8 protein-coding genes are annotated in these 17,924 nt (G+C 66.4%); 3 read left to right on the top strand and 5 right to left on the bottom strand.

The annotated features are described in order from the left end of the window. Positions 1-188: 188 nt before the first annotated feature. Positions 189-2,195 carry a TonB-dependent receptor gene (locus tag G7Z99_RS05465; protein ID WP_181092569.1) on the bottom strand — a complete coding sequence of 669 codons (2,007 nt, stop codon included), beginning with the start codon at positions 2,193-2,195 and terminating at the stop codon, positions 189-191. 184 nt (positions 2,196-2,379) lie between these two features. Between G7Z99_RS05465 and G7Z99_RS05460 the strand changes: the two genes are divergently transcribed. Together G7Z99_RS05460 and G7Z99_RS05455 are read left to right on the top strand one after the other, a co-directional pair. Next, entirely contained in the window at positions 2,380-2,601 is a 222-nt protein-coding gene (locus G7Z99_RS05460; protein ID WP_181092568.1) for a VF530 family protein, read from the top strand. Then, a complete protein-coding gene (locus tag G7Z99_RS05455; RefSeq protein WP_181092567.1) occupies positions 2,601-3,251 on the top strand; it encodes a Pr6Pr family membrane protein in 651 nt (216 codons plus the stop codon). Before G7Z99_RS05460 ends, G7Z99_RS05455 begins: the two co-directional genes overlap by 1 nt. On the opposite strand, the gene G7Z99_RS05450 is transcribed toward G7Z99_RS05455, so the two are convergent. Then, positions 3,234-6,383: a transglycosylase domain-containing protein gene (locus G7Z99_RS05450; RefSeq protein ID WP_181092566.1), complete on the bottom strand. Its 3,150-nt coding sequence runs from the start codon at positions 6,381-6,383 to the stop codon at positions 3,234-3,236. The genes G7Z99_RS05455 and G7Z99_RS05450 overlap by 18 nt on opposite strands. Positions 6,384-6,632: 249 nt before the next feature. Here G7Z99_RS05450 and G7Z99_RS05445 point away from each other — a divergent pair, with 249 nt between their 5' ends. Beyond that, complete coding sequence (locus G7Z99_RS05445; protein WP_181092565.1) at positions 6,633-6,902, top strand: type B 50S ribosomal protein L31; 270 nt, start codon at positions 6,633-6,635, stop codon at positions 6,900-6,902. A gap of 59 nt (positions 6,903-6,961) precedes the next feature. Here G7Z99_RS05445 and G7Z99_RS05440 read toward each other — a convergent pair whose 3' ends face one another. The 3 genes from G7Z99_RS05440 to G7Z99_RS05430 form a co-directional block, all read right to left on the bottom strand. After that, positions 6,962-11,257 (bottom strand): DEAD/DEAH box helicase, encoded by a 4,296-nt coding sequence (locus tag G7Z99_RS05440; protein WP_181092564.1) that lies wholly within the window; start codon positions 11,255-11,257, stop codon positions 6,962-6,964. Between the two features lie 211 nt (positions 11,258-11,468). Further along, a complete protein-coding gene (gene metR, locus G7Z99_RS05435) occupies positions 11,469-12,386 on the bottom strand; it encodes a transcriptional regulator MetR (RefSeq protein ID WP_181092563.1) in 918 nt (305 codons plus the stop codon). Positions 12,387-12,506: 120 nt separating this feature from the next. After that, positions 12,507-17,876, bottom strand: coding sequence for a dermonecrotic toxin domain-containing protein (locus G7Z99_RS05430; protein ID WP_181092562.1), 5,370 nt, complete (start codon positions 17,874-17,876; stop codon positions 12,507-12,509). Positions 17,877-17,924 lie beyond the last annotated feature (48 nt).

Below are 17,924 nucleotides of genomic sequence, written 5' to 3'. Positions count from 1 at the left end.
GGGGTGGGCATGACGTTGAAAGGAATGGGTGAAGCGAAAGGTGGGCAAGCCTACAGCCTGTTTCGTTTCTGGCAACCAATTTAAACAAATTGTTCCTTGTCATGACGCTAGCAGCGGATGTAAGGCAGGGCCAATCGACAGGGGAAGAGAGCGCCAGAATGCGTGGCATTCCGGCGCAAGGGGAAGGGTCAGAACGACGTGCGCAGGCCGACCTGGACGCTTCGACCTGGCGCTGGCGCGATGTCGCGCAGGATCGAGCTGGCGTAGCGTACGGTCTGGTCGGTGAGGTTTTCGCCACGCACGAAGGCCAGCCATTGGCTCTGGCCGACCTCGAAGCGGTACCCGAGGCTGGCGCCAAGCGTGGTGTAGCCATCGGTCCGGGTCTCGTTGGCCGGCTTGCGGTGCTGGGCGGCGGCATGCTGCACATCGACGCGGGCCTGCCAGCGGTCCAGCGACCAGAGCAGGCCGCTGTTCAGGCGCAGCGGTGCGATGCGCGGCAGCGGCTCGTCGGTGTCGAGGTTCTGCGCACGGGTGTAGTCGCCAGAAAGCTCCAGGGCGAAGTGGCCGTAACGATTTTCCAGCAATTGCCAACGATCCTGCGCTTCGAGCCCATAGAAGCGCGCACGTACGCCTTCATACGCATATTCAGGCAGGCCTTCATCGTCTTCTCCCTCGCGCAGGTTGCCCGTACCGATCAGCCCGATGTAGTTGCGAAAGTGGCTATAGAAGGCGCCCACGCTACCCACATGGGTGCCGTTGTCGAAGCGCAGCGCCAGGTCGGCCGACACGGCGCGCTCCTTGCCCAGGTCGGCGTCGCCGATTTCATAGGCGCCGGTGGCCACGTGCGCACCGTTGGCGTACAGCTCGTAGAAGGTCGGTGCCCGTTCTGTATAGGCCAGGTTGGCGGCCAGCGACCAAACCGGGTCGAGCTGGTACACCGCACCCGAGGACAGGCTGCCGGTGGTGAAGCGGCTGGCCGTGTCGAGTGCGGCGAAGGTGTCGTTGCCCTGGCCGTCCGGGTCGACCCGGGTGTGCTCCAGACGGGCACCGAGGCTCAGGTCCAGGCGATCGGTCGCGTGCCATTGCTCGAGCAGAAAGAGCGCGGCCGTGTCGGTGTCGGTGTGCGGCACGAAGGCTTCCTCGCCCAGCGCGGAGAACTCGCTGCGGGCGACCTGCACGCCGATCACGCCTTCCACCGGCCCGAACGGTCGGTGCCGCGCCTCGATCCGGGCCTCATAGCCCTTGTTCTTGAAGGTGGTGTTGACCTCGCCATCTTCGATCTCGCGGTGCTGGTAGTCGGTGTAGCTGGCATCGAGCTTGACCGAACTGAAGAGGCCTTCGAGGTCGCGGATCTCCGAAGCGAAGCCATAGTGATCCTGTTCCATGTCCAGGCGCACGCCGGATTCGGCCACCGAGCCATAGTTGCCGTCGTAGCGGCTGTAGGACAGCCCGGCGTAGCCATGGTCCCAGTGGTAGGCGCCGCCGATTGCGCCGCCGTCCTGGCGTCCGTCGCTGTTGTCCAGCCGGTGCCGTCCGCCCGGCGCCTCGTCGCTGCGTACGTGGCCACTGTAGGCATGGCCGGGAATGCGCAGCTCATCGAACTGACGGCTGTTGGCGTCGATGTGCAGTGCGAAGGCGCCATCCCCTGCTTCCAGGGTGCCAGCACGGCTGCGTGTCGTGTCGGCACCGCCGTAACGCAGCTCGCCCGAGCCCTGGATGCCGTCGATGGGCGATTTGGGGATGCGGTTGTCGAAGGTGTTGACCACGCCGCCGATGGCGCTGCCGCCGTACAGCAACGCCGCCGGCCCGCGCACCACCTCGATGCGCTCGACCGTGTTCGGGTCCAGTGGCACGGCGTGGTCATAGGACAGCGATGACGCATCCAGTGCCCCCACGCCATTGCGCAACAGGCGAATGCGGTCGCCGTCCAGGCCGCGAATGACCGGGCGGCTGGCGCCTGGTCCGAACCAGGTGGAAGCGATGCCGGGCTGTCGATTGAGCGTTTCGCCAAGACTGCCGTGCTGTTGCTGGGTCAAGTCGTCACCGTCGAGCACGGTGCTGGGGCTCGCCAGCTGACGATTGCCCAGGGGGTTGGCCGTGATGACCTGAGGGTCGAGTTCGATCGCCTGCACCGACAACGAGGCGAGGTACAACGCAGCGGCAAGGGGCGAAAGGCGCAGGGATAAGGCAGGCATGGGAGGGAACATTCCAGGATGGGATAAAAGGATAGTTACAATATAACATCATGAATGTAGTAAATGGTTACATTATTACAGTGCGCGTGAAGGGACGTACCGGTATCGATCCATCCGTGCAGCAGCGTCTCGCGCCTGCACAGACTGGTGTATCGTGGCCTGCTTTGACTCACTGGAGACACGCATGGGCACCGCTCAGCACGCCGCATTGCACGGCAAGACCCTGGCACAGATCCTGACCGCCCTGGTCGAGCACTACCATTGGGAGGGGCTGGCCCAGCGCATCGACATCCGCTGCTTCAAGAGCGACCCCAGTCTCAAGTCGAGCCTGACCTTCCTGCGCAAGACGCCCTGGGCGCGGGAAAAGGTCGAGCAGTTGTACGTCGATTTGTGCACGGCACAGTGATGCCCCGCCACCCCTGGCTGACGCTCGCCGCCTGGCTGGGCTGGTTCGGCCTGGTGGTGCAGGTGTACCTGGTGCTGCTGGCGCGCTGGGAGCAGCAAGCCAGCCTGATGGGCGGGCTGATCAGTGTGTTCAGCTATTTCACCGTGCTTACCAACACCCTGGTCGCCACGGTGTTGAGCCATGCCGCGTTCGGCCGCCCCGGCCCGGCGCGCCGCTTTTTCCTGTCACCTGGCGTCAGTACGTGCATCGCGGCGAGCATCGTGCTGGTCGCACTGACCTACAACCTGCTGCTGCGCCAGCTCTGGACGCCCACGGGGTGGCAACGGGTGGCTGACGAGTTGCTGCACGACATCCTGCCGGTGCTGTTCGTCCTGTACTGGTGGCGCGTCGTGCCCAAGGGCACGATACGACCCTGGCACCTGGCAGCGGGGTGCCTCTATCCGGCGGTCTATTTTCTGTTCGTGCTGTGGCGGGGGCACGAGATCGGTGTCTATCCCTATCCGTTCGTCGACGTCGCGACCCTGGGCTACCCCAGGGTCATGCTCAACGCCGGCGCGGTACTCGCCAGCTTCCTGGCCATCGGCGTGTCCCTGCTGTGGCTCGACCGTCGGCTGGGTCGGCGCCACCCTGCGTCAACGGGCCCCGACTAGGTCCGCACGCGACGGACGCATCGCCACGGGGGGTGTGGCGCACTGGGTCGCCTCGCCCGGCTCCAGGTACGGCATCAGGATCGGTGCCATGCCCTTGAGCACCTGCACCGGCAGGGCCGAGGTGAAGGTGAAGGTCTCCGCCGCACGGCCCGGCACGAAGGCGGTCAGGGTGCCGAAGTGATGATCGCCCAGGAAGAACACGAACGTGGCCGTCCGGTTCAGCGAGCGTGAACCGATCAGCCGACCGCCAGCGCCGAAACTCTCGATACGGTTGTCGCCGGTGCCGGTCTTGCCACCCATCACCAGTGCCGAGCCATCCTTCAGCTTGAAGCTGCCCGCAACCCGGCGTGCGGTCCCGGCATCCACCACTTGCGACAGCGCATCGCGCAAGGCATGCGCCACTTCCACGGGCAGGATGCGCCGCCCACGGTCCGGGTCGCTGACTAGCTGCGTCTCGTAAGGCGTGCCGGCAGCGAAGTGCAAGGTGTCGATGCGCAGGGTCGGCAAGCGCACACCCTCGTTCTGGATGATCCCGATCAGCTCCGACAACGCGGCAGGCCGATCGCCCGAGCTGCCGATGGCGGTGGCCAGCGACGGCACCAGGTGATCGAACGGGTAGCCCACGCGCTTCCAGCGCTGGTGAATGTCGAGGAAGGCCTCGATCTCGACCATGGTGCGGATGCGACTGTCCCGTGCGCCCTGGTGACGGCTCTTGAACAGCCAGCCGTAGACTTCCTGACGCTCGAAGCGACTGGCGTTGATCGCCTCGCGCTGCGACGCGCCCGGGTTCTTCAGCAGGTAACCGAGCAACCACAGGTCCAGCGGGTGCACCTTGGCGATGTAGCCCTGATCGGGCAGGTCGTATTTGCCAGGGCCATAGCTGTCATAGAGGTTCACCAGGCGATCGTCGGTCAGCTTGGCCAGGGCGGCACCACTGCCCTGGCTGTGGGTGCGGACGAAGGCATCGAACGTCGCCTGGCGCGCCTCGGGGAACAGGTAGCGGTGCACGGCCGCCAGCCGTTGCGGGGTCACGCGCATGCCGTCCAGGAACGTGTCCAGACGTTGCTGCGAGGTCTTGCGCTGGTATTTCTTCCAGAAGCGCATCAGGTAGTGCGTGCCTTCGCGGTCGGCGAAGCGTGCCAGGTATTCCTGGCGGCGCGGATCGGTGTCGTCCTTGAGCAGCGGTTCGCGGTTGTAAGGCTGCTGATAGGTCACATAGCGCACCACGTCGCGCATCAGGCGAATGAACGGCAGGTTGATCGATTCGCGCAGCGCCTCCTTGAGCGTCGGGTTGCGGCCGTTGTCCTGGGAACGGAAGTTATTGAACCGGTGCAGGCCGCCGCCGGTGAAGAACGCTTCCCCAGGACTGGCGGAGTACTTGCGCTCCAGAGCGGCGTCGAGCATGGCGGCCAGGTTCTGGTCCTGATGATTGCGGATCAGCCAGTCGAGCGACCAGCGGCTGAGCGCGTCCAGGTCGGCCACCGGCACCTTGCGCAGCTCGGCGATCGGCTTGCCGGCGTGGGCATCATGCAGCTCGGCGATGATCTCAAGATAGGTGGTCATGACCCGCAGCTTGGCGGTCGAGCCAAGTTCCAGCTTGCTGCCTTCGTTGATGTCGAACGGCTGGTCGGTGCTGTCGGTCTGCACCCGTACGCGCGAGCCGTCGGCAGTGCGCTCGAACAGCGTGAAGCTGTAGCGCACCTGGTCGGTGGTGCGCGAGGTGAGCAGGCGATGGCCGATCAGCCCGACCTGCTCGGCGAAGGCGGGGTCGGCCAGGTCGCGCAGGTACTGGCTGACCTGCCACTGCAGATCGGCTTTCAAGGTGCTGGTGGCCGACAGGTCGAGGCGATCGAGGTCGTAGAGCGGACGGTCCAGCATGCCTGCCAGGCGATTGCGCGCCAGGCTGATGCCTTTGTTGGTGACGATCGGCTGGATCGTCGGTTGCGCGACCCAGTCGCGGTACACCGCCTTGCTGGCCAACGCGGCTTCGGCCAGGGGCGGGTCGATGATGGCGCTGCCGGCCAGCAGGCGGATGTGGGCATCGGCCAGTTCGGCAAGCTCCACGCGCCCTTTGGACAGGTAATACGAAGGCCGGCGCTGCGCGATCATCAGCGACAGCACCTGGCGCAAGGCCAGACCACGGGCCGCCAGGCTGTCGGCATCCTGGGCGGTAGACGACAGCGTCGCATTGACCTGCTCGAAATCGGCGCCGTACCAGACCCGCAGCCCTTCGGCCATGCCATGCACTTCGCCATGCCCCGGCACGGCGGACAACGGCACGCTGTTGAGGTAGTCGCGCACGATACGCTGGCGGGCTTCGGTGGTGTCCGGGCCGTCCTGATAGGCACGGACGCTGGCCGAGAACATCTGGCGCAGCTTTTCCATGCCCGAGGCGGTCAGGCCATCGGGGGAGTGACGGTACTTCTCGAGCTGCGTGGCCAGGGTGCTGCCCCCCGCCGACTGCCCAGGCAGGGCCAGGTACTTGGCCACCTGCGAATAGGCCGCCTTGGCAAAGCGCGGCCAGTCCACGGCCGGGTTGCTGCGTGGGTCGTTCGGGTCCAGCAGGTCGCGGTTCTCGATGAACAGCAGGCTCTTGACCATCACCGGCGGAATGGCCGCGTAGTCGGGATACACGTGCTGGGGATAGGTGTACTGGTACAGCGTGTCGCCGCGACAGTCGGTGATGGAAAGGCCGGCCTGGCTCTTTTCCCGGTAGGGCACGAACAGGCCATGATCGACGTAACGCATCAGGGCCGGCGAGAAGCGCACCTGCTGGCTGACCAGGTAATCGCGCTTGAGCAGGCGCGGCAGGAACTCGCCCAGGGCACTGTAGCCCAGCCGCTTGTCGAACGGGCCTTCGCCTGGGTAGACGATGGCCTCGCTGGGGCCGGGTTGCAGCGTGTAGGTCAGGGTCGAGGCCAGGCGGCTGAACTCGCGCGATTGCAGGTGCGAGGTCTGCACCTCGTCCTGTACGGCCAGGCCCACGACCACCAGCCCGACGCCTACCACCAGTACGAACGACCACAGCCACACACGGCGTCGTCGACGCGGCGCAGGGGGCGGGGACTCCGCATCAGGACGCTCATCGCCGGTGTCCGTCCTGGTTGGTTCCGATTGCCACAACACACCCATAGTCGTTCGCTCAACCCGTCTTGTTTTCGCCTGCCTGTCTGAAGCGTAGACGGTGGGGGAGTTCGATGAAAATTTTGTGAAAAGCCAAAAGCCTTCCCGAAAACCCGTTCTAGAGGCATCGCTCAGCCCTGTTTGCTGGCCGGACGATCGAAACGAAGGGGAAAACGGCGCCAGGGCAGCGACGCAGATTGATGTGAAGGATGCTGGAAATGTATGTTATATAGTATCAATCACAAGCGAGGTGAAACCATGAAACCCGACATCCACCCCAAGTACCGTCAAGTCCTGTTTCACGACACCGCAGCCGATGCGTACTTCGTCATCGGCTCGACCGTGGACACCGACCGCACCCAGCAGCACACCGACGGTGTCACCTACCCCTATGTCGCACTCGACGTCTCCAGCGCCTCGCACCCGGTCTACACCGGCAAGCAACGCCAGACCCAGGCCGAAGGCCGTGTGGCCGGGTTTAACAAGCGCTTTGCGGGGTTCTCCAGCACCACGTCGACGACCCGCTGACAGCCTCGGTCGACCGCAGCAGGCGTGCGCCGAAGACCTGGCAATGTCCGCAGCCGGCGTCAGTCGAACCAGGACACCGGCTTGAGCAAGCGTTCCTGCCAGCGTCGCTGCGTATCCGGGTCGGCGTCCACCAGCGCTCGGTAGCGGTTGTTCACCCGGACCGCCACCGGCAACCCGTCGCGGTACAGCAACCGGTTGCTGCCCATGGCCGGCACCTTGGCACCGGGCAGCACGCTGCCCAGCAGGTTGAGCGGATCACAGGCGCTCACCACGGCCAGGCGTCCGTCCGGCGCACGCTGACGGACCTGGCGCAGGGCTGTCAGTGCCTCGGGCAGGGCGAATTGCTCGCCGGCCAGGTCAGCGATGAAACGCCCGCCCCTGATCTCGCCACGCGCCTCCAGGCGGTGATAGCAGCGCAGCAGCTCGCGCCAGGGCGGCAAGGCGTCGCTTTCTCGCGCCAGCAGCCGCCAGCACACCACGCCATAGCGCCGCAGCAACGCCCAGGCGATGTGCTCGACCTGGGTGGGTGAGGGGTGGCGGTCATCGTCTGCCCTGTCCAGCAGCGTCCAGCGGCCTGCCAGGTCCAGGCTGCTCGACAGGGGCACCAGCCCACGCCCCCGCTGACGGGACGTGCGCTTGGACGACGGTGTGATCAAGCCACGCAGGCCGATGAAACGCTCTGCAGTCACCAGGCCACTGCCGACCAAGGCTTGCAACGCGGTCTCCAGTTCGCTTGGCAACAGGCGAGCGTGCCGAAGCAGCTCGTCGAAACGCAACGGCCCCTGGGCCTGCAGCACGCCCTGCACCTTCTGCGCACGCGTGCCCAGCTGATCCCAGGCCGGCGCCTGCCCAAGCGCCTGCCAGAGCGTCAGGGCCGACCGCGGAATCAGCAGCAGCGGCGTACCGGGCACCAGGCTGGCGGCGGTCTGGGTCGCCAGCCGGCACCAGGCCCAGCGACCCGCCTGGCAGGCCTGGTCGAGCTGGTGCGCGGCATAGGCGCCGACCCGCATGGGCAGCAGCTCCGCTTCCCAGGCCGCTGCGGCACAGGGAAACCCCTCGAGCCGGTCGAGCGCCTCATCGACGGCCTGCGGCCCGCGCAGTCGTGTGTCGTCGCTCACGTGTTGCCAGTCGAGCAGAAAGCGCAGGTAGTCCTGCACACCGACCGGCTCGATTTCGCGCCGCAGGCGCTTGATCGTGTCGCGATGGATGCGCCCCAGCAGGTGCCGCTCGCACCACTGGGGCGCTGGCGTGCCCGGCGTGAACAGGCCCTGCAGCACCTGCCCTTCGGCCTCCAGCTGCGCCAGGGCGTGTCCGGTGGCCGCGGCTGACAGCCCAAGCGGCGCACGCAGTTGCTCCAGTGTCACAGGGCCGAGGCCGCCAAGTCGCGCGCGCAGCAGGTCGAGCACCGCGCTGGCGTGGGTCAGCGGGCGATCGAAACCAGGCAGCGGCGAGAAGGGCGGTTGGATGTCGGCGTGGGGGTACACGGCCTGGCCCACGGGCAGGCGCTCACGGGCGAACCACAGACGCAGACCGTCGGCGTGCAGGCAGACGGCGCGTCCGGCCTGAACCAACGTGTCGAGCAGCGGGCGCCAGTCAGGCGCTCCCAACGCTTCCTGTTCGGTGATCGCACCCAACGTCATCAAGGCATCGTGCAGTTCATCGGGCGTGCGCGGGCTGGGCCAGGCTCGGCCGCGTGTGGTCTCGATGGCCTCGGGGTCCAGCAGGCCCAAGGCCTCGGCCGAGGCCGGCGCTTGCCAACGCCGGTTCAAGAGCGCCTGGGCTCGCCGTTCCGCCGTCGGCGCGTCGTCCGCCAGCGCGTAAGGCTTGGCGTCGAGCCTGGCCAGGGCAAGCGGCGAGGGCGTCGCCAGCTCGAGGCCGATCAGGCGCAGCTCGGCCTGCTCGATGCGCCGCAGCAGGGCCAGCCAGCCCGTGCTGTCCATGGCCTCGTGCAGGCAGTCGTCCAGCGTCTGTCGGACCAGCGGGTGGTCCGGTAGCGGGCGCTCGGCGAAAGGCGTCGCGGTCTCGGCCAATTCAGGGAACACCGCCTCGACCAGTGCCTGGCTTTTAAGACGCTGGACCTGGGGCGCGACCTTGCGCCCGGCGATCATCCGCGGCAGTGCCATGGCCACCGCCGCGTTCCAGCGCCAACGCACGTCGAACAACGGCGCATCGAGCACCGCCTGGACCAGGATCGACTCGGCCGTGGCGCTGGGCAGGCACTGCCAGAGGTCGGTCAGCGCGGCGTGCGCAGCGGCAGGCAACGCGAAGACCAGCGCATCCTCGCCAGCGGCCACGTGCAGGTCGATGTCGAACAGGCGGCCGAGCCGTGCCCGCAGAGCCAGGCCCCACGCCCGGTTGACGCGGCTGCCGAAGGGCGCATGCAGGATCAGGTAGGGGTCGCCCGCTACGTCGAGGACGCGTTCCAGCACCAAGGTGTCCTGGGACGGCAGCGCGCCCAGGGCGGCCCAGGCCCGTCCCAGGTAATCGAACACCTGCACGGCGGCGTCCGCTTCGAGCCGAGAGTGTTCGCGCAGCCAGGCCAAGGCCAGGGCCCGATCGCCCCCGCTTTCGGTCAACTGTCGGTCGAACGCCGCCTGGAACCGTGCCACGGCCGCCGACAGCTCGGTACTGCGCCCTGGCGTCTCGCCGATCCAGAACGGAATGGTCGGCGACAGGCCGTGGGCCTCCTCGACCCGCACGCGACCCGGCTCGACCCGCAGGATGCGGTACGACGCATTGCCCAGCTGGACGATGTCGCCTGCGGTGCTCTCCACCGCGAAGTCTTCGTTGACGCTGCCGATGTTCAGGGCCTGGGGGTCGAGGATCACGGCGTAGTCGGCGCTGTCCGGCAGGGTGCCGCCACTGGTGAGGGCCGCCAGCTGGCTGCCGCGACGGCCGCGCAGCTCGCCACTGACGGCGTCGCGCTGCACGTAGGCACCTCGCACACCCTGGGGCGAGAGGTGCCCGTCGGCGAGCATGCGCAGCACGGCCTGGTAATCGCGCTCTTCGAGTTCGGCATAGGGTTCGGCACGGCGCAGGCAGTCGAGCAGCGCCGATTCGGTCCAGGCCTGGTTGCTGACTTCGGCGACGATCTGCTGGGCCAAAACGTCCAGCGGCGCCCGTGGGATGTGCAGGACGTCCAGCTCGCCGCGGCGCACGCAGTCGAGCAGGGCCACGCATTCGATCAGGTCGTCCCGTGAGGTGGCGAACAGCCGCCCCTTGGACGTACCGTCGACCTGGTGCCCGGCACGCCCGACCCGTTGCAGGAAGGCCGCGATCGAGCCCGGCGAGGCGATCTGGCAGACCAGGTCGACGTCGCCGATGTCGATGCCCAGTTCCAGCGACGCGGTGGCCACCAGCACCTGCAGGTCGCCGCGCTTGAGCCGTTGCTCGACCTCCAGCCGGTGCGTCCTGGCCAGGCTGCCATGGTGCGCCGCGACCTGGGCTACCCCCAGGCGCTCGCCCAGGTGCCGTGCCAGGCGCTCGGCAAGGCGCCGTGTATTGACGAACACCAGGGTCGTGGTGTGCTGGCGCGCCAGCTCGGCCAGGCGGTCGTAGACCAGGCGCCAGTCTTCGCTGGACAGCACCGCCCCCAGCGGTACCGGTGGCAGTTCCAGCGCCAGGTCGCGTGGTCGTGCATGGCCGATGTCGACGATGGCGCAGGGGCGCGCGTGACCGACCAGCAGGCGCGCCACCTGCTCGACCGGGCGCTGGGTCGCCGACAGGCCGATTCGCCGCAGAGGGCGGTCGCACACTGCCTCGAGCCGTTCCAGGGTCAGTGCCAGGTGGCAGCCGCGCTTGTTGCCGGCCACGGCATGAATCTCATCGACGATCACCGTGTGCACGGTGGCCAGGCCGGCGCGGCCAGAGGCCGAGCCCAGCAGCACGTACAAGGATTCCGGTGTGGTCACCAGGATGTGCGGCGCCTTGCGGCGCATGGCCGCTCGTGCGGCCTGGGGCGTATCGCCCGTGCGCACGGCGGTGGTGATGCGTGGCGCTGCCAGGCCCTGTGCCCCCAGCGTCTGGGCGATGCCCTCCAGCGGACGTTGCAGGTTCAGCTGGATGTCGTTGGACAACGCCTTGAGCGGTGACACATAGACCACCTGGGTATGGTCAGGCAGCCCGTCTTCGGCCGCCAGCCCCTGGTGCACCAGCTCGTCGAGCACTGCGAAGAACGCGCTCAGGGTCTTGCCGGATCCAGTCGGTGCCGCCAGCAGAACGGACTGGCCCGCCTGGATCAGTGGCCAGGTGCGCGCCTGCGCGGGCGTGACGTGATCGAACTGCCGGGTGAACCAGGCTGCGACTGCCGGATGAAAGCCGCAGAGCGCCGAGAGAGGCTGTTTGGAAAGAGTCATCGAGCGGTTATGCGCGACCACGGTCGCGCTGGCAAGCGGTTATTTCGACAGGGCTTTCGCGGGCGGTCCTGCCGAAGCGGGTAAAGCCGGGCAGAGGCACGCGTCGCGCTTTACACTGAGCGGCCCTGGTCCGAAGGCGTTCACAGGTGATCGCTGCCCCGTCCGGCGCCGCTCACGCGCGATGTGATCCTGCCGCTGTACCGCGGCTTGCTCAACGCACCGCACTGACCCCGTCGAGGGTGGCGAACGAGGTGTCCTTGGCCGTCAGCAGAAAATCGCGCATGTAGGGCGCATCGAGCATGTCGGTGCGCACGGCGGCGTACAGGGTGGCGAACAAGCCTTTTTCGCCCAGGCGCTTGGCCTTGACGTAGCCCCGGGCGCTGTACTCGTGCAGGGCCCAGTGCGGCATGCCGCAGACGCCCCGGCCGCTGGCCACCAGTTGCATCATCATCACCGTCAGTTCCGAGGTACGGATCGTCGCCGGCTCGATGTCCGCCGGCTCGAGAAAGCGCGTGAAGATGTCCAGCCGATCGCGTTCGACCGGGTAGGTGATCAAGGTCTGGTCGAGCAGGTCCGCAGGCACGATGTAGGGCTTGCTGGCGAGGGCGTGCTGGTTGGCCACCGCCAGCATGGCCTCGTAGGTGAACAGCGGCACGTAGGTGATCCCCGACAGGTCCAGCGGATCGGACGTCACGACCAAGTCCAGGTCGCCTCGCGCCAGCGCCGGCAGCGGCGCGAAGGCGAAGCCCGATGCCAGGTCGAGTTCGACTTCCGGCCAGGCATCGCGGAACTGGTCGATGGTCGGCATCAGCCACTGGAAGCAGCTGTGGCACTCGATCGCCATGTGCAGGCGCCCGGCGGTGCCACCGGCCAGCCGCGCGATGTCGCGCTCGGCGCCGCGCAGCAGGGGCAGCATGGCGTCGGCCAGTTGCAGCAGGCGCAGGCCGGCGCTGGTGAAGCGAATGGGCTTGGTCTTGCGCACGAACAATGGCATACCCAGACGTTCTTCGAGTTCCTTGAACTGGTGCGACAGGGCCGATTGGGTCAGGTGCAGGCGTTCGGCCGCCTCCACGAGACTATCGGCCTCGCGCAGGGCATGAAGGGTTTTCAGGTGGCGGATTTCCAGCACGATGACTCTCTCAGCAAGGCCTGGCTAAAAGCGCAAGGCGCATGAGTGTGTCTCATGTTGGAGCATCTGTCGATGGAAGGACACCTGGAAGGGCGGAGCCTGATGGCTCCGCCTGAGGGATTACACGTGCGCGAAGAACCGCTCGGCAGCCTGCGGGCTGATGGTGCCACGCCATACGTTCGGCTGCTCGCGACCGACATGGCGATCAGCCACGCGCTTCAGGTGCGCCGCGCTGAAGGCCGAGAACGGTGCGTCAGCCTTGCGGTAGTGAAAGTGCGCGTACCAGAGGGTCGGCTGGTCCGGGGCGGTGACGTCGACGATCGCATACTCCTGGAGGTAGTCCTGGGCGCCCAGGGTCTGGCGCCCTCCGATCCGTCGCACTGCAATTTCGTCTTGCGCCAGCAGGTAGTCCAGATGGCCCGTGTCGGGCGTGCCGGTGCGTTTGGCTTGCGTGATGCGCATCACCCTGCCTTCTGCGCGCAGGGCCTGGGCCTGCTGTGCCAGGCGCGGTAATTCGCTCGCGGCAGGGTCCAGCCTGCGCAGGTCCGCCGCGCAACGCTCCAGGTCCTCGGCCCTGATCTGCATCAGGTGCTCGAGATCGACGGCCAGCATGCCCTGGCGCTGGTACTGCCGGACCCGATGGCGATAATCGTCGAGGCCGCCCAGCAGGTCGTTGCCGAGCTTTTTCAGCTCGCTCAGTGCGCGTGTGCGCTGACGAGCCTGTACCTGAAGCTGCCAGCGATCGTTCTGGGCGTGGGTGTAGCGCCTGAGCACCTGGCCTTCGTCGTCGAGCACGACCATCTGGCCGGCAGCAGACCTGAAATCGCCGATTCGCACCTGGCCTTCGGTGTCGAGGAACAGCCTGGGGCTGCGCGCAGGCCCAGGCTGCTGCAATGAAAGGGCCGGCAATCGACGGACCTGCCGATCGATCAAGCCTATCAGGGTGTCCAGGTTGTCCATCAGCCGGTCGAGATACACCTCGTCGAACAGACCAGGCAGGCTGGCGTGCGTCGTCTGCACTTGCCGTCTGTAATGCTCGAAGGCAGTGCGCGCTTGCTGGTGGATCTGCCGCCGTTGCTGGACGTTGGCAGACACCTGATGAAGGTCGAGCAAGGTGCTCCGCGCCGCCAGTGCTTCGGTCTCCACCTCGTCCAGGCGTCCGAGCAGAAACTCGGCGACCACCGACACATTGTCGTAACGCTGGGAGGCGATCATCAGATGCTGGGTCTGGTAGAACGCTCGGAACGTTTCATTCAAGGCCGCACGGTTGCGCTCGACGTTGGCAGTCAATGTCGAAGAGCGTTCGGCCAACGGGTACCAGTGCTCGAGGTCGTCCATGGTCTTGAACAGGGCTTGGCGACGATTCAGCTGGGTAATGGCGTGCTGGCGCATCTGACGCAAGTAAGGCGCACGCTCGACCAGATCCAGGCCCTCTTGCACGCTTCGCAAGTGCATCATTTCTCCAAGCGTCTGCCGACTGAGCTGGGCATGCAGCCCCAGTTGGTTGAGCAGGCGTTCGCAGATGACCTTGGCGACCCTGCCTTTCTGTTGCAGTGGCACGCGTCGGTTACGTCCAGCACTGACGCTCAGGTAGTTGTCCCATGACTGATGGAGTCGCTTGGCCAGGCGGATATCGTTGTTGGTCATTTCAAGCAGTGCTGCGATCTGCGCAGGGCGTTGTGCAGCAGGCAATGCCTCGAAGGCCGTGAATGCATCATTGCTGGAGGCCAGCGACCGCTGCAGGGCGGCCTCTTCGTGGTAGCACTGATGCTGCAGAAGACGTTGGCGCCGGTAGTGTCGATCCACCAGGAAACGTGGCAAACGATCACGCAGCGCAGCCGGCCAGTACGGTTCCACCTGGTCTGCCAGACGCCCGAGCGTCTGCCCGCCGCCTGACCCCCCGCCGTACAGGTGCACGCCATACAGCGAGAGATGCGTGTCCCATTGACCGTCTTCACCCAGTGCCACGGCGCGCTGCCAGCCAGTACCAGACGTGCCTTTGAGGCGCCAGGTATGAGCCGTCGCATCCCAGCGAACCTCGAAGGGGTGCCCTTGGATCAGGATGAAATCGCCTTCGGCGTGTCGGTAGACACCCGCGTAGCGTCCTTGGGTGTCGGGGGGCAGGCCTTGCAGGGACAATGGGCGGGTGTATGCATATTCGCGCAACGAGGCGAAGGTCTTTTGCGGCGTGGAAGAGTGCGCGGTCCATGGCCGCGCAAGACCTTCGCGCAGCATGCGCAGTTGTCGCTGACGGGTGGCCTGGCGGACGACGCTCAGGTTGATGGCCACTCCGGTGCCCAGGTCCAGGGCCACGTCGATCAACGCCAGCAGCATGGTGTTGAGCTCGGCGATACCGCGCCTAGCATCGCCGTCGAGGAAGGCCGCCGTCGCGCTTGTGGCAGCGTCGGCCAGGTCGTAGAGGGCAACCACCGACCCTATGAAGGGCAAGACGCCCAAGACCATCTTGATATAGCTGTAGACCATGCCACTTTGCTGGGTGAACTGTTCCAGCCAGAGGTCCTGGTTGGAGCGTGAGCTGTTCCTGTGCGCCGTGATGAGTCTGCCCAGTTGCGACTCGAGCAGTACCTGGGGTAGCGACAGGTGGACTGGCCAGCGAGTGCCGACGCCGATGATGCCGTCGAAGCGTTCGAGCTGTGCCTGACGCAAGCGCGACTGGTGCGCGCGAGGGTCGCCCGTCAGCGCCCGCGAAGCGAGATAGAGGATTTCGCGTTCCTCCACGCTTGCCGAGTAGAGGGCCAGGCGGGCGTCTTCCAGCGAGGCGTACTGACGCAAAGGGCGCGTAGGGTGTTCGGGTTGGCACACTAGCGTGATGCCACTGGTTCGATCTTGGATGAACGTCACGCCGCTCAAGGTTGTAGGCTTGTCGTCGGTATCCCGGCCGCCCGCCGTCAGGATCGCTGGCAGCAGATGAGGAGTAGGCGCCCCGACAGGATCTTCCACCTGGGTTCGAGCATTCAGCACGCGTTCCAGAATCGCCTGTCCCCGGGCATCCAGCGTACCCTGCGCCTCCAGCAGCACGGCTTGCAGCTTGAGCATCAGGCCCAGAGGGCGGGTCAGGCACTCGCGGCGCCAGCGTACGGCACAGGTGTCTTCCTGAAGGCCGCGGTAGGCGTCGAGTATTTTCTGTTCGTAGGCCTGCGCCAGATCCAGTTCCCGAGCCAGCGTTTCCAGGTAGGCGGGGGTAAGCCCAGCACTCAGCGTACGCGCCAGGGTAGCGTGCTGGGTATCGACGCTGACGGTGGCGAAGTGCAGCCGCTGCGCGACGGCCGTATCGACATTGTCCAGAAGCAATGCTTCAAGCTCGATGGAAACGCGTTGCGCACTGGGGACCAGTCGCTGTCTGGTCGGCACGCCCGGTGCGCCACTGCCGGCAATGATATCGTGCTGCCATTCGGTGGTGACGGGCAGATCGATCGTCACCGGGCTGTCGTCGTAGTCCGGGAAATCTTGCTTGAGCCGTTGTGCGACCAACAAGCGGCTGTGCACCGCGCGTGGAGGTAGATCGCGGGTCATGAGCGCATGGGCCTTTTCGGCGGCCACGACATAATCCTCGACCGTGGCCTTCAAGGTCGCCCGGGTCGTCGCCGACAGTTGCTTGAGCCACTCAGGGACACCGCCTGCCATCTGTACGATGCGCTGCTGTTCCTGGTGCATGAGCCAGGCTCCCTCGCGTGCCGCCGGGTGCGGTACCTGCAGCCGCTGGGCGACCGTTTCCCGCACTTCGAGCAATCTCTGCGCAGGCGTTGCCGGAGCGTGCTGATCGTTCAGGCGTTGATGTAACGCGCGTCCCTCGGTGAGAACGTCCTGAAGCAGGACCTCGAACAGGTTACCGGACACCGCCGCATACCCCACCGATTCCCCGTGCATGGGGTCGACGCCCAGGCAACGTTCGAGTTCGGCAGGGTCGACGCAGCGCAGCAGGCCGCCATGCTCGCCCAGCCAGTACAGCAACAGCCTGCCGGTGGGCGCGCCGCTTGGCGTGATCGACCCCGCGATGACGACCGCTCCGGCCAGGCGATGGCTCTGCGCGGGCATGTCGTCTTCGGGGCGCGCCGCCTTCAGGATCAGCGGCTGGCGAAGGTACAGGTCGCTCGAATCGTCCGCTGCGGCGTCACCGTAGGCGACTACGGCTTCGATACGGGCCAGTTCCTGGCTGTCGATCTCCTCCAGCAGCCATTGCTGTCGCGCATGGGCCAGCAGGCCGTCACGGTGCGCCTGGAGCAGCGAGGCGTCGAGCACGATGGACGAAACCTCGGAATGCCACTGGAAGGTATGCAGCAGCAGATCGACGTTCGAGCGAACGCTGTCGCGTGCAGCTACCCAGTCGGCTCGGTAGCGCGTCAGGTGCTCGACCTGCTGCTCGGTGAGTGTGGCGAGGCGTTCCAGGTATCGGCGAAGCTGCAGCTCGCGCTCGGCACGAGGCACGTCGAGCTGCAAGCCCCCGAAGTCGAACAGCGAAACCGGTGCCTCGTCCGGTGCGCTCGCCACGTCAGGCGCTGGCGCTGCCAGCCGCGCCGTGGCCTGCCATTCACGCTGCCGTTGCTCGGTAGCCTGCAGCGCTTCAGCGGCAGCGCGCCATCCCGGACGGCCCGTGGCCTGCGTCACTGTCGCTTCCAGCTCTTTGTAGAGCACCTCGTGCCAGACCATGAAACTCGCCTCTGGATGCGCGAAGCGTTGCAGGGGTGCTCGTGTTTCGGCGTTGCCCGTCAGCGTGTGCCAGAGGTTGTCGTCAACGCTGTGGACGGTAATGCCGGGAAGTCGATCCGGGCGATACACGCATCTGGTGGCCAGCCCTTGCACGCTGATCACCAACGCGCCCGGGCAGGCCGGGGTGCTTTCGAACGTCAGCGGCTGTTCGTCCAGGTGCGGCGCGTGAGGCTCTAGCAGGACCGCCTCGATGAGGCGCGCGGCCGACACGTCGATGTCCGGGCGATGCAGCGCGACCTGCAACGACGCCAGCAGGTGCTGCTGGTACAGCCACTGACCCCGCTGCAGGCGGGTGTACGGCGAAGCGGGATGGCAGGCGTGCCAGTAGCGGTCCCAAGCCTGCCGGAGCGCATCGCGTACGTTGAGCCTGCGCACCACCTGGATGACATCGTCAGCTGTCAGCTCGGTCGTCAGCGTATCGCCATTGGCCAGGCCGAGGCCGACACTACCGGGCACTGACTCGAGCAGCGCTGGATGATGCCAGGCGAGCAGGCCGAGCTGCGCCAGGCTGACGAAGCGGACCGTGGCGTTCTGTCTGGAAACCAGGCCGACGGTGTCGGCGTCGAGAGACACGTGACGCGCGATCCAGTGGTTGATCACCTCATGCAGCGTCGGGGTCTGCACGATCAGGCCATGGAATTCGGTCTCCAGCTCGATGAGCCGTGTCTGGGCCTCGGATGCTGCGTTCGACGTCGGTGCAGCCAGCTTCAGGTGCGTGGTAAACAGGGGTGGCGCGATGTCGGGCGTGGGCAGTTCGTTCATGTCATCAATCCGCTCGTTTGGCCGAAAGTGGCCTGAGGATTGAAGCGA

The sequence above is a fragment of the Pseudomonas entomophila genome, from assembly GCF_013523165.1.
Lineage (GTDB): Bacteria > Pseudomonadota > Gammaproteobacteria > Pseudomonadales > Pseudomonadaceae > Aquipseudomonas > Aquipseudomonas entomophila_A.
This window is presented reverse-complemented; position numbering and strand designations above follow the sequence as displayed.